The organism is Haladaptatus halobius, from assembly GCF_020618475.1.
Lineage (GTDB): Archaea > Halobacteriota > Halobacteria > Halobacteriales > Haladaptataceae > Haladaptatus > Haladaptatus halobius.
Genome location: NZ_CP085337.1, coordinates 144,347 through 156,642, shown reverse-complemented (window position 1 = coordinate 156,642; position 12,296 = coordinate 144,347). Strand labels below are relative to the sequence as shown.

The window sequence follows — 12,296 nt, the reverse complement described above, 5'->3', positions numbered from 1 at the left end:
ATTATGTGTGATTGGCTAGCACATCCATCCATGTCGCGCGAAACAGGCCGAACGGTCAAGGCGGTTCAGACGACCCTCGACATCGTGGAGTACCTCCGAGAAAACGAAGGAGGAAAGATAACCGACATCGCCGATGACCTCCACCGCTCGAAGGGCACGGTTCACAGCCACCTTGCGACGTTGCTTAAAAACGAGTACGTCGTGAAGGACGGCGAGGCGTATCGGTTGAGCCTCCGATATATGGATTTCGGGCAGTTCGTTCAGGAACGCCTCGGCATCTACGACGTGGTTCAGGACGAGCTCGATGATCTCGCGGCGGAGACCGGCGAACTCGCACAGTTCGCGACCGAAGAGCACGGACGCGCAGTATACATTTACAAGGCCCACGGTGAGAAAGCAGTTCAAACCGCGTCGACGGTCGGCAAGCGCGAGAACCTCCACTGTATTTCGCTCGGCAAGGCGATGCTTGCTCACATGCCACGATCACAGGTCGAAGAGATCATCGACCGCCACGGCCTCCCGGCGTACACGGCAGCGACTATCACCGACCATGAAAAGCTCTTCGCCGATTTAGAGCGGATTCGAGAGCAAGGATACGCTGTCGACAACGAGGAGAAGATCGAAGGTCTCCGGTGCATCGCCGCACCGGTAAAGGGCACCGACGGTGGCGTACTCGGTGCAGTAAGCATCTCCGGGCCATCGAGCCGAATGGATGGCAAGCGATTTGAGGAGGAACTCCCGAACAACGTGAAGCGCTCGGCGAACGTCATTGAAATTAACGCGAAGTTCTCCTAAATCCGGCTCATTTCGTTTGTAATCGCCGAACGACCGTCCGCTTACGAGAATTCGATTCCCATCGTCGTTGCACCGACTGTACTATGATTTCTTCCTTGGCCTCGATCACCTTCCCCATCTTCCTTTACAAAACTATGTTTGTAATCCATCGAGAGAGTTCGACTGATGGTTCCGTCGCAATGATTTCGAATGGCTTCCATAGCTGAATGGGTGAATGCTCTCGAAAGATTCACTAAACGGAATAACTCAGAATATACCTTGTCTACTATCCACTGGTAGAGTATTACAGGACCACCGGTGTAACGAAAGCGGAAATTTGAGCTCAAGCGGTGACAGAAGTTCGTCGAGTTCGTCAACTATCGAGAGTAGTCCAACTCCGCCTCGAAAGTGTTCAAAAATTGAATATGATCGGCCACATGGATCGAATAATAGTTTGATGCAAACCAAAGTCCTGTTCAGATATGTTCGGCATCGAGTCCTTCAAATCGGAGGCTTTTTTAATTATTGTTACAAAAGTATTTACGTATACCTCGTCATACTTCGTGAGTTAACACTTGAAGAACACCTCGACGAACTCCGGAATTGCACCTGACGACGTGAACGGTGTTCGAGGGATCGTGGTCTCAATCGCATACGAACAGATATTTCGCGGATGGACGTGGCTGAGTGGTACAGTCTCTCCCGGAAAATCGTCCAGCTTGCTCTAGCGGTTTGAAGAGGATTCGAAAAGCAGCCAGCGATGTGTTTCGTTCTGGTCAACCACCGAAATTCGGTTACGAAGAACGAACCGTAGTCCAAAAACCGTTGAAATAGTAACCCGAGAACGCTGGATACGACGCTGAGAGATGGGATACAGCATCGGTTCCGTGGCTTTCAGAAGAGCAGTTCGATGTGGAACACTCGCGCACACCGTGGCGCACCGATTTCTTCCAACGAGCGGGTAACTTATTTTGAAACATTTGATTAATCCGGATGGAGTGAATGACCAAAATCACTCCGGGTGACTCAGAGGGATCCAGAGATAGAATAGGATTTCACAGGCTGTTGTAGGTTTACCTAGTGAAGAGCGGCGTTGGGGCTTGGCCTTCGTCGGTAGTAGTGCGTAGCGGACAGCATGGTCGAAGAAACATCATCGCCAGTCACCGGGGTAAATCACCGAACTGAAGCGACAGCCGGTAAGGATATCACGGCCATTGGCAGCGACGCCCTCGTTCGATCGCTATCGGACGACGGGCTCCTCGACGAACTTCAGCTCAGGGTTCATTTCGTGATTTTGGGAAGCGGGAAACGTCTCTTCGAGGGTGGAGGCAAACAGGAAGCCTTGAAATCAGTGGATTCGAAGACGTTCAGTACAGGCGTCATTTTCCTTACCTTTCGGCCAATAACGGAGAAGTGATGGAATAGCCAGACGTCGTAGCGATCTACATACTGAGCGACACGATCGCCGAGAGATACAGTACGAACGAGACGATCGCTGCTATCGTTCGAATGTGGTTCCATCGCGCCCAGCGTGCACGAACCGCGGCCCACTCGTCTGGCGGCGACGCTGGCGACCACGTCGCGATCTCCTCGTTCATCGGGATGTGGATGCGCATCGTCACGGCAAACGTCCCAATTAGGTAGACGACGACCCCAACGAGAAACAACCGACTGTACCATGTCGCCCAATCTCCTTGGAGCAGCACGATAGCAGCGGTACCAACTGGAACGACGATAGCACCGAAAAACGTGGCGCCGAACACGACGTTGAGAACTTTTTCGTTGATATCCTGTATCACCGTCGTGTATGCTGACGCCGACAGCGTCTCTAGTGCCAGCACCACACTCACGGAGTAGGCGAAAAAGAATCCAGCCATCAATCCACCGAGGATCGCCGACAGCGAAAACAAAATAACGACGAGTTCCCCAGAGAGAGCGTTCAGTTGTATCATTCTGAGGGGTTCCAATCCCGTGTCGTCATCGGCTCGCCGGGTTTAGTGCCGATCGTACCCCGATACGAGGGTACTCCAAAGCGCGAACCGGCTGCTTGCAGGAAAGAGCCAACTAGGCTGGCATACTTTACGTGAGGAACACGTCGTTCGTTAGCGACCGGATATGCACCCAAACGTGCTGGCGTATCGCTCGATTCTTCGAGGTTCGAACGACGAACGAGGCCATGCACATCAATCGTAATCGCTGTCAAATTAATATGTCGCTTCATATTGTTCGTACTCGTTTAAGCGCCGCACGAACTTGGGAGTACTGCCGAACACTTCCGGCACGATACCTGCACCATCCCAATAAGCGGGACGTGCCGTACAGACTAGTCGGTTGCCGATACCGTCCAAGCTACCTAACCAAGGAAATCGAATCGCTATCACAGGCGAGTGGCACTGGTATAATAGAAACCGAGACAATCGCGATAGAGCGATCATATCATAACGAGAAGTAAAAATGGCTAATAATGGCACTGTCTAGTCAATGATTCTGCATCTCCTCGACAGGCGTGCGATTGTCGAGCGCCTGATTTGGTCTCTGGAAATCATAGTAGTAGGCGAAGGCGGCAGAGCCAGCGCACAGCGCTGGCTCTGCCGCCCATCCACGTCTGATGAAATCGGTCGATCCACATGGCGAGCGTCTAGAACCACTTTTCAATCAGATTCCGATCGATGTAGTCGAGGTGACCGCGCAAACCGCACCGCGCGAGCGCAGTCAAATAGCCCATGTCGTCGACGAGAAACGTCGTCTCAGAGAAGTCGTGTTTCTCGGCCAGCCGGCCGAGAAACGCGGCGGCTGGGTCCGTCCCACGCCGCTCAGAAACAACCGCACCGAGTAGCAATTTTGTCTCGACGTTGATCGCGACGTACAGCCAGTGCTGCTCAGTGCCGATCTTCACCGCTGTTTCGTCGACCGTGACCCGCGACGGCGAAGTCGTCGGCGGGTCTGGTGCGGTCTCCGCAGTGCGGTGAACCCACTGGAACACCGCCTGGTGCGACCGAGTCACGCCGAACTGCTCCAGCGCGGCGGCCGACTCACAAAGCGAGATTCCCATCGAGTGAAGCCGCACCGCGAGCGCCCTCAGAGCGCTCGCGGTGCTCTCGTCATCCCAGCACTCAAGTGGATTCGGTTCCAGAGAGACGATGAACGGTTCTTGGGCGGCCTTAGCATCCGTCTCCAAGAACTATTCACTCTTTGGCTAGACAGTGCCGAAATTGTCAAACTCACTAGCTCTCGAGACACTCCGCAAACTCCACCGGAGTGCCGCAACCCGTTTCGGTGATCGGTCTGGAACGAACCTAACCAAGTTATCGTAAAATTATTTCAAAATCTTAAATTGTGTCACGGAGGAGACTATAGTTCGAAGGAAACGCGTTAGTGCCTGGATTTAAAACAAAGACGGCCCTACGAACGAACATGGACGTCACAGAGTGGATAGATAGCGTTACTCGCCGAGATTGGCAGAAAACCTCCGATAAGACGGTCAGGTTCGCACTAATCGGGTTGGGCTGGTGGACCGTCGACGCCGTAATTCCGGCTGTGAAGAATTCGGAACTCTGTGTTACGACGACCGTCGTTAGCAGTTCGAAAGAGAAGGCCGAACGGATAGCCGGGCACGCAGACACGATTGACCACGCGATAACCTATGAGGAGTTCCATGATGGCGCAGCCGAGGAAGCGTACGACGCTGTCTATATCGCAACCCCGAACGCGCTTCATCTCGAATACGCCGAGACGGCCGCGGAACTCGGAAAGGGAGTTCTTTGTGAGAAACCGATGGAAGCGACCATCGAACGTGCTGAACGGCTCGTCGACGTTTGTGACTCGAAAGACGTTCCGCTCATGGTTGCCTACAGAATGCAGACGCAACCGGCGATTCGTCAAGCTCGGGCGTTAATCGACGACGGCTTTATCGGCGATGCGGTTCAGGCGTACGGTGCCAACTCTCAGATACTTCTCGATATGTTCTCGGACCCTAACCAATGGCGGCTCGATTCCGAACTTACCGGGTACGGCACCTCCGTCATGGATTTGGGAATATACCCGATCAATACGCTCCGGTTCCTTCTGAGGAGCGATCCGGTCACCGTGACCGCTCAAGTCGGATCGTTTCACGAGGCGTTCGACGACGTCCCTGACGAGCGCTCCGCCTACACCATAGTGTTCGAAAACGGGACTCACGCCGTCTGCACCGCGAGTCAGAACGCCTACGGGGACTCACAGCTCAAAATAACCGGAACGGAAGGTCAGATCAACCTCGATCCGGTATTCGCCGGTAAGTGTTCACTAGAACTCACCCGCTCGGGAACTACCGTACAGCTCTCCCTCGAGCAGGTTGACGAAATGCGCGAGGAGTTTGATTATTTCGCCGATCGATTCGCCCGATCCGAACCGCTGACTCCTGATGGGCAGCACGGGCTTACGGATATGCGTACGATGGAAGCCCTCTACCGGGCAGGACGCAGACGAGAAACCATGCACGTAGAGAAGTGACCCCAAGACAGACCCACAGGGTGGAAGCCGACGGTCGTTTTCGACGGAACTTCGAGCGTGTACCTGCGGATGCGACCCCGGAGTAGATCGCGCAGGTCTCTCGCGTGGATTCTTGTCGAGACGAAAATTGAGCCTGACGAATCCACCCCCTGTGAATCCGTTCCTCGCGAACGTTGGCCCGACGTCGATGCTACACTCGCCCGGAGAGTTCGGAGAGTGCCGGAGCGAAGCCTGAATGGCTCGTCGTACCAGTATTTTCATTACCCTTCTTCGAGATGGTTTCGTATGGAGAGTGTTAACGTAGGCCTCCTCGGTTGTGGCACCATCAGCGACGAATATTTCTCTACCGGTGATACGTTCGACGCGTTCGACGTAACCGCGTGCGCGGATATCGATACGGAGCGGGCGAAGATGAAAGCCAACGAGTACGACGTTACCGCGTACGACGTACAGGAGTTACTCGACGATCCGGACGTCGAACTCGTGGTCAACCTGACTCCACCCGGAGCTCACGCCGAAACCTGCCGGCAGATACTCGACGCGGACAAACACGTCTACGTCGAGAAACCGCTGGCTACGACCGTCGAGGAGGTCGAGGAGATACTCCGGACGGCCACCGCTGAGGACCTGCTCGTCGGATCGGCACCGGACACGTTCCTCGGAGCGGGCTTGCAAACCTGTCGCTCGCTCATCGACGATGGCCGGATCGGTGAACCGATAGGAGCGACGGCCGTTTGGACATCCCCCGGTCACGAAAGTTGGCATCCGAATCCCGACTTCTTTTACCAGCGCGGTGGCGGTCCCCTGTTCGATATCGGGCCGTACTACGTGGCAGCCCTCGTATCTCTCCTCGGCCCTGTGAGCAGGATCACCGGATCCGTTGCTCGGGGATTCGAGGAGCGTACGATCACGAGCAAACCTCGACGCGGCGAACGTATCGATGTCGAGGTTCCGACTCACGAGGCCGGCGTTGTCGACTTCGAGAGTGGTGCCGTGGCCAACCTTTTATTCAGCTTCGACGTGCAAAGTTCGACGTTCCCGTCACCGGCCTTCGAGATTTACGGGACGGAGGGGACCCTGAGTCTCCCTGATCCGAACCACTTCGAGGGGCCCGTTAGCGTACGGGATGGAAACAGTGACGAATTCGAAATGGTTCCGCTCACCCACAGTTATACGGGTGGGCGAGGTGCCGGCGTGGCCGATATGGCGTACGCGCTTCGAACCGACTGGACCCAACGAACCAGCGGCGAACTCGCCCGCCATGTTTTCGACGTTCTATCTGGTATCCGGGAATCCTCCGATCGAAGCCAACACGTCACCCTCGACCCCGACTGCGAACGGCCGGCACCCCTCCCACGAACTTTCCCGGAAGGAGTAGTGGAGTGATAGCGTCCCGATTCTGATCGATCCAACCCGAATTGGCATCCGGATTCTTCATCGCTACCGGTCGCGTTGGTCGAGGAGCATATCGGATAGCCATCGGTAATCACAATACTATGACCGACGATCGGCGAACGGTGCTCACGGAGTGTCAGCGTTCCGCCCGTTTCGGGCATCGGCGGTCCATCGAACGGCATTCTGGAGGAGACGCCGATGCTGCTCGTGTTCGAACGCGTCGACGGTGTGGCCGAGCGAGGAGTAGCAAACGCGGCCGTCACCGTGTTCACGTACCCAGACGACCGGATTCCGTTCGAAGCCAGGATGATCCATCCAGGCGAGGACACGAACCTCGTCGTCGTCGAAGTCCACTTGGTATGGCTCGTCGAACACTTCGAAATCGGCGACGTTCGCAGTAACCGGATGGTCACCGTCGTAGAGATCGACGCCGAACGTCGATTGTTCGGGATGATCCACGAAGTGTCCGCGGAGAAGTTCGCGCAACTCCGGAATCGGTTCTTCCCGCGTCTTGATACCGCCGGTACCGTCGGACGTACTGGTCAGATCTGCCGCGCAGTGGATGCCGAGATAGCCGCCGCCGTCTGCGACGAACGACCGAAGACTCGCGTACTGCTCGTCGGTGAGCGTGCTATCCGTCAGGTAGTCGACGACGATATCGTAGCCCGAAAGGTCTTCGAGTTTCCTCCGGTTAGTTGTTAATTCTGTTTCAGCGACATCACTCAGCGCTGCGTCGATGTGCGGTGCCATCTCGGCGAGTTTGTGAAACGGAAAGGTGTTCTCCCCGATCACGAGTGCGTTGATTTTCGTCATGACTCTTGAATTCGCGAGGATGACGGAGAATCTTGCGATTCGAAGCGAAAGGCTCGATTCGTTCGCTTGCTCTACGGAGTCGGAGGGCGGTTCCGTCGACCGCAGATAGCGCGACGAGGCGTTACGAAGAGTTTCTAACTTCTTCGGCAACGGTTTCCATGGCCATGTCCGGACTGGAAAAAACCGGAGCGGAGACGCGATCGGAAAGGTCGGGAGCCAGGTGGCTCATTGACGCTTGTGCGAGTACGATGACGTCCGTCGGGCCGGCCAATTCGACCGCGTGGTCGATTACCAGTTGGTCGTGGCGGTTTTTCTCACCGCTCTGGAGGGCGTTGAGCGCGTCGTCGACAAGTTCCGTCCGGAGGTTGATCTCTTTTGCCCGTTGGTCGGCTTTCCGCTGGACGAGTTCCGCACTCGGCCCGAGCGTCGACTCCGCTGTCGCGAGGATCGTGATGTCTTCGCCGTGTTCTACCGCCGCCTCGGTCATCGGATCGTCGATTTTGAGGATCGGAACGCCGACCATCTCACGGGCAACGTCCACGGCCGGAGACGTACTCGAACACGTGTCGAGGATCAAATCCGCCCCAGCGTCTTCGGCGAGCGAGAGCTGCGAGCAGATGCGCCTGTTGACGGCAGGAGTGAGTTCGCCTGCTTCCAACGCGTCATTCAGGACGCTCTCGTCGACGATGTGGAAGTGATCTACGTCGGGGACGTACTCCGCCGCTAAATCGTCGAACCGCCTGGCGAGACTTGCGACTGTATGGAAGAAACAGACTTTCGTGTACATACTGAGTGACTCGGTATGGTATATCGTGGCCAATCACTAAGGGTTTGTCATCGTCGCCGGCGTTTTTAACCGTCGGGGGTCCCTACTGTTGGCCGTAGTCGGTCTTGAACATCTTCCGGAGGTCTTCTACCGCCTCGTCGGGGAGTATCGCAGGCTCGCCGACGTTGATCGCCTGATAGTGAATACGAGCGCAGTACTCGACCATGAGCGCGACGTCGAGTGCGTCCGCCCCCGTCGTACCGACGGTTATGACGCCGTGATTCTTCAACAAGACGGCGTCGTGATTGTCGCCCATCGTGTTCATTGCGAGTTCGCCGAGCGCCGTCGTTCCCGGCGGCTCGTAGCCCGCGACCGGAATCTCGGTTCCGGCGTAGGCGATCAGGTAATGGGAGGCGGGGATCGGTTCGTTCAGACTAGCAAACGTACTCGCGTAGGGCGAGTGGGTGTGGATGATCGCCCCGACGTCGTCTCGTTCCCGGTAGATGACCGCGTGCATCGGCGTCTCGTTCGACGGCTTCAGGTCACCCTCGAGTCGCTCGCCGTCGAGGTCGACGACCGGAACCGACTCGGCCGTGACGTCCTCGTACGGCACGCCCGACGGACTAATGGCGAAACGGTCGTCCGATCTGACGCTCACGTTCCCGCCGGTGCCCTTGGTCAATTCCTGCGCAAGCATCTCCCGCCCGAGTTCTCCCACCTTCGCTCGCTCGTCTCCGAGTGACGTTGAATCAGTCATAGGTTCGCGTACACCGATTGCGTGCGTTGACAGTATAAGTATTTATGGCCTCGACCGGGCTTTTTAATATCTCATGGCGAAATGACGAATCCGATGCGCGTAGCTTCAAACTTCCGTGGTCGGCGGAGCGCGGGGGGCACTCCGGCGACCGTGTTCGAGGATCGACCGTCGACCCTGCGGGGACGGTGACCGATGGACGACCTGCTTCTCGCGTTTTACGGCGACGACATGACCGGATCGACCGACGCTATGGACGCGTTCGCCCGGTCGGGGATCGAGACCGTCCTCTTCCTCGATCCGCCGGACTCGGAGGCGATCGAGCGGGAGTTTCCCGCGGCTGACGCCGTCGGCGTTGCCGGCACCAGTCGGTCGATGACGCCCGCGACGATGAAAGATGCGCTACCGCCCGTCTTCGAATCGCTCGCCGCCCTTGATGCACCGCTCGTCCACTACAAGATCTGCTCGACGTTCGACTCCGCGCCCGATATCGGCAACATCGGTCGAGCTATCGACATCGCCGCCGATACCTTCGAAAACGACGCGGTGCCCGTCCACGCGGCGGCTCCTCCGCTCGATCGGTACGTCGTCTTCGGCAACATGTTCGCGGAGGACATCGACGACGTGTACCGCCTCGACCGCCACCCGACGATGCGCAATCACCCGATGACGCCGATGGACGAGAGCGACCTGCGCCGCCACCTCTCGAAGCAAACGGATCGGTCGATGGGTCTCGTCGACGTGCTCACCGTCGACGAAGGACTGGACGAAACGAGACACGAACTCGTAGAGACGGTCCGCGAGGGCGCGGAAATCGTGTTCCTTGACGGCCTCGACGACAACCATCTGAGAACGACCGGTGGCGTGATCTGGGAGACGTACGGGGACGACCGCGACGCACCCTCGTTCGTCGTGGGCTCTTCTGGATTCCAGTACGCCCTCGCCGATTACTGGCGGGCGGCGGGCATCGTCGACCGAACGCCCGAGTTCGACGCGCTCGCCCCCGTCGACCAACTGCTCGTGATGTCCGGCAGCGCATCGCCGCTCACGGCGGCCCAAATCGACGCGGCGCTCGATGCGGGATTCACTGGCGTTCGCATCGACACCGTAAATCTGGTCGATCCTGAGACCGTTGACGCGGCGCGCGAGCGAGCGTTCGAAGAGGCAAGAGAGGCGCTTGATTGCGGCGACAGCGTCGTCTTGTACACAGCGCACGGCCCGAACGATGCGGCGATCGAGGAGACGAAACGCCGCGCACAGGAGACCGTAGGCGCACCGGATGACGTCAGCGAGTTCATCGGACGTGAGCAAGGCGCTCTCCTGCGCCGGTTACTCGATCGAACCGAAATCGACCGCGTCTGCGTCGCCGGTGGAGATACCTGCGGCCACGTGACGCCGGTGCTCGACGTGTACGCCCTGCAGACGCGGTTTCCGCTCGCACCCGGGAGTCCGCTCTGCACTGCCCACTCGCGGACCGGGCGATTCGACGGCATCGAAATCGCACTAAAGGGAGGCCAGCTTGGTGGCACCGATTATTTCGTCCGTGCCCGGGACGGCGTGGACGAGTGGGAGTGACTTTAAATGAGTGAGCGTACCCCATGGTGGAAGGAGGCGACGATCTATCAGATCTACCCCCGGAGCTTCAACGACAGCAACGGCGACGGCGTCGGCGATATCCCGGGTATTGTGAAAAAACTCGATTATCTCGATGAGCTGGGGATCGATGCGGTCTGGCTCAGTCCGGTCTACGGGTCGCCGGACGTTGACAACGGGTATGATGTAAGCAACTACCGGGAGATCGCTGAGGAGTACGGTACTATGGCGGACTTTGACCGCCTGCTAGACAGACTCCATAACCGGGGAATCAAACTAATTATGGATCTGGTAATAAACCACACCTCCGATGAACACGAGTGGTTTGTCGATGCCCGACAGTCGATCGAAAGCGAGTACCGGGAGTACTACTTCTGGCGACCTGGTAACGACGACATGCCGCCGAACAACTGGCGGTCGCTCTGGGGTGGCTCGGCGTGGACACACGACGAAGCAACCGGCGAGCACTATCTCCACCTATTCCACGAGAAACAGGCCGACCTCGATTGGGACAACCCCGACGTCAGGGAGGATCTGTTCGATATTGCCAATTGGTGGCTGGACAAGGGCATCGATGGCTTTCGTCTCGATTCTATCAACCTCATCTCGAAGCCCGACGGTCTCCCAGACGCCGATCTCAAGGAAGGACTAACAGGATTGAACGTTGTTGCAAACGGCCCACAGGTAGCCGAGCACCTCCAGGAGTTCTGCCGTCGGACAACCGGGAAACACGACGCAGTCACGATCGGCGAAATGCCCGAACTATCGGTCGAGGAGGCACGGCGATACGTCGGTGATGACGATGAGAACCTCAGCATGCTACTTAACTTTGAGCATGTAGAACTCGACCGAGGAACTGGGGCGCGATGGGCCGCACGCGACTGGACGCTCCCGGAACTGAAGGAGGTCGTCAACCGATGGCAGCGTGGCCTCGAGGGAGAAGGTTGGCAGGGGATCTATTTCAATAATCACGATCAACCTCGCGCGGTGTCCCGTCTCGGCGACGATGAAACGTACCGCCGTGAATCCGCGACGATGCTGGCGACGATGATCTTCACGCTACGCGGGACACCGCTGTTATACCAAGGTGAGGAGATCGGGATGACCAATCCCCGATTCGAATCGTTCGACGAGATTCGTGATATTGCGACGATTCGAAGTGTCGAACACGCCGTCGAGACCAGTGCCATCTCCGACTTCGAGGAGGTCAAGGATCTGATTAATGCCCGAACGCGCGACAACGCCCGGACACCGATGCAGTGGTCGGACGCGTCGAACGGGGGCTTTACCAATGGCGACCCGTGGATCAAAGTGAACGACGACTATAAGGATGTGAACGTCACGTCCGAACGCGACCACCCCAACTCGATCTGGGCGCACTACCGCGACCTGATCGCCCTCCGCGACCAGCACTCCGTCCTCGTCTACGGGAAGTTCCGCCTCCTCCTCCCTGATCATCCACAGATCTTCAGCTACCTCCGGACGCTCGACGATGAGCGAATACTCGTGGTACTCAACTTCTCCGCCGAAACGGCGACATTCCGTGTTCCCGACGCCGTCGAGTACGAGGAAAGCGAGGTGCTGAGTCACAACGGCGTCCGCGACGACCCATCATCATTGGCAGGCACCGATCTTGAGCCGTACGAGGCGGGGATCTACCGCCTCTTGTAGTCTCGTCCGGTGTTACCTGTTTGCAAAAGGCCCCATCTG

At 57.4% G+C, this 12,296-nt stretch carries 10 protein-coding genes and 1 pseudogene; 6 read left to right on the top strand and 5 right to left on the bottom strand.

From position 1 onward, the window contains the following. The first annotated feature begins 30 nt into the window (after positions 1-30). Together LIW51_RS24650 and LIW51_RS24645 are read left to right on the top strand one after the other, a co-directional pair. A complete protein-coding gene (locus LIW51_RS24650) occupies positions 31-795 on the top strand; it encodes an IclR family transcriptional regulator (RefSeq protein ID WP_227378784.1) in 765 nt (254 codons plus the stop codon). 1,114 nt (positions 796-1,909) lie between these two features. Continuing rightward, positions 1,910-2,191, top strand: a complete 282-nt coding sequence (locus LIW51_RS24645) for a dihydrofolate reductase family protein (protein ID WP_227378783.1) — start codon at positions 1,910-1,912, stop codon at positions 2,189-2,191. A gap of 25 nt (positions 2,192-2,216) precedes the next feature. On the opposite strand, the gene LIW51_RS24640 is transcribed toward LIW51_RS24645, so the two are convergent. Together LIW51_RS24640 and LIW51_RS24635 are read right to left on the bottom strand one after the other, a co-directional pair. Beyond that, on the bottom strand, positions 2,217-2,726 hold the full coding sequence (locus tag LIW51_RS24640; protein ID WP_227378782.1) for an anthrone oxygenase family protein: 510 nt from the start codon (positions 2,724-2,726) through the stop codon (positions 2,217-2,219). A gap of 526 nt (positions 2,727-3,252) precedes the next feature. Then, positions 3,253-3,916, bottom strand: a pseudogene (locus tag LIW51_RS24635) (IS6 family transposase). 272 nt (positions 3,917-4,188) lie between these two features. Between LIW51_RS24635 and gfo6 the strand changes: the two are divergent. Then, complete coding sequence (gfo6, locus tag LIW51_RS24630; protein WP_227378781.1) at positions 4,189-5,265, top strand: D-xylose 1-dehydrogenase Gfo6; 1,077 nt, start codon at positions 4,189-4,191, stop codon at positions 5,263-5,265. A gap of 285 nt (positions 5,266-5,550) precedes the next feature. Continuing rightward, positions 5,551-6,651, top strand: coding sequence for a Gfo/Idh/MocA family protein (locus LIW51_RS24625; RefSeq protein ID WP_227378780.1), 1,101 nt, complete (start codon positions 5,551-5,553; stop codon positions 6,649-6,651). Between the two features lie 135 nt (positions 6,652-6,786). Here LIW51_RS24625 and LIW51_RS24620 read toward each other — a convergent pair whose 3' ends face one another. The 3 genes from LIW51_RS24620 to LIW51_RS24610 all read right to left on the bottom strand — a co-directional run bounded on the left by LIW51_RS24620 (position 6,787) and on the right by LIW51_RS24610 (position 8,996). Beyond that, complete coding sequence (locus tag LIW51_RS24620) at positions 6,787-7,473, bottom strand: ThuA domain-containing protein (RefSeq protein WP_227378779.1); 687 nt, start codon at positions 7,471-7,473, stop codon at positions 6,787-6,789. 121 nt (positions 7,474-7,594) lie between these two features. Next, the gene (locus LIW51_RS24615) at positions 7,595-8,260 is read right to left on the bottom strand and encodes an aspartate/glutamate racemase family protein (protein WP_227378778.1); all 666 of its coding nucleotides are present in this window, start codon (positions 8,258-8,260) and stop codon (positions 7,595-7,597) included. A gap of 82 nt (positions 8,261-8,342) precedes the next feature. Continuing rightward, positions 8,343-8,996 (bottom strand): class II aldolase/adducin family protein, encoded by a 654-nt coding sequence (locus tag LIW51_RS24610; protein ID WP_227378777.1) that lies wholly within the window; start codon positions 8,994-8,996, stop codon positions 8,343-8,345. Positions 8,997-9,188: 192 nt separating this feature from the next. Here LIW51_RS24610 and LIW51_RS24605 point away from each other — a divergent pair, with 192 nt between their 5' ends. Next, positions 9,189-10,568, top strand: coding sequence for a four-carbon acid sugar kinase family protein (locus LIW51_RS24605; RefSeq protein ID WP_227378776.1), 1,380 nt, complete (start codon positions 9,189-9,191; stop codon positions 10,566-10,568). Positions 10,569-10,574: 6 nt separating this feature from the next. Next, positions 10,575-12,257 (top strand): glycoside hydrolase family 13 protein, encoded by a 1,683-nt coding sequence (locus LIW51_RS24600; RefSeq protein ID WP_227378775.1) that lies wholly within the window; start codon positions 10,575-10,577, stop codon positions 12,255-12,257. Positions 12,258-12,296 lie beyond the last annotated feature (39 nt).

Coding starts and splice junctions, on each gene's coding strand:
- LIW51_RS24650 (WP_227378784.1), top strand. CDS start 31: ATGTCGCGCGAAACAGGCCGAACGGTCAAGGCGGTTCAGACGACCCTC.
- LIW51_RS24645 (WP_227378783.1), top strand. CDS start 1,910: ATGGTCGAAGAAACATCATCGCCAGTCACCGGGGTAAATCACCGAACT.
- LIW51_RS24640 (WP_227378782.1), bottom strand. CDS start 2,726: ATGATACAACTGAACGCTCTCTCTGGGGAACTCGTCGTTATTTTGTTT.
- gfo6 (WP_227378781.1), top strand. CDS start 4,189: ATGGACGTCACAGAGTGGATAGATAGCGTTACTCGCCGAGATTGGCAG.
- LIW51_RS24625 (WP_227378780.1), top strand. CDS start 5,551: ATGGAGAGTGTTAACGTAGGCCTCCTCGGTTGTGGCACCATCAGCGAC.
- LIW51_RS24620 (WP_227378779.1), bottom strand. CDS start 7,473: ATGACGAAAATCAACGCACTCGTGATCGGGGAGAACACCTTTCCGTTT.
- LIW51_RS24615 (WP_227378778.1), bottom strand. CDS start 8,260: ATGTACACGAAAGTCTGTTTCTTCCATACAGTCGCAAGTCTCGCCAGG.
- LIW51_RS24610 (WP_227378777.1), bottom strand. CDS start 8,996: ATGACTGATTCAACGTCACTCGGAGACGAGCGAGCGAAGGTGGGAGAA.
- LIW51_RS24605 (WP_227378776.1), top strand. CDS start 9,189: ATGGACGACCTGCTTCTCGCGTTTTACGGCGACGACATGACCGGATCG.
- LIW51_RS24600 (WP_227378775.1), top strand. CDS start 10,575: ATGAGTGAGCGTACCCCATGGTGGAAGGAGGCGACGATCTATCAGATC.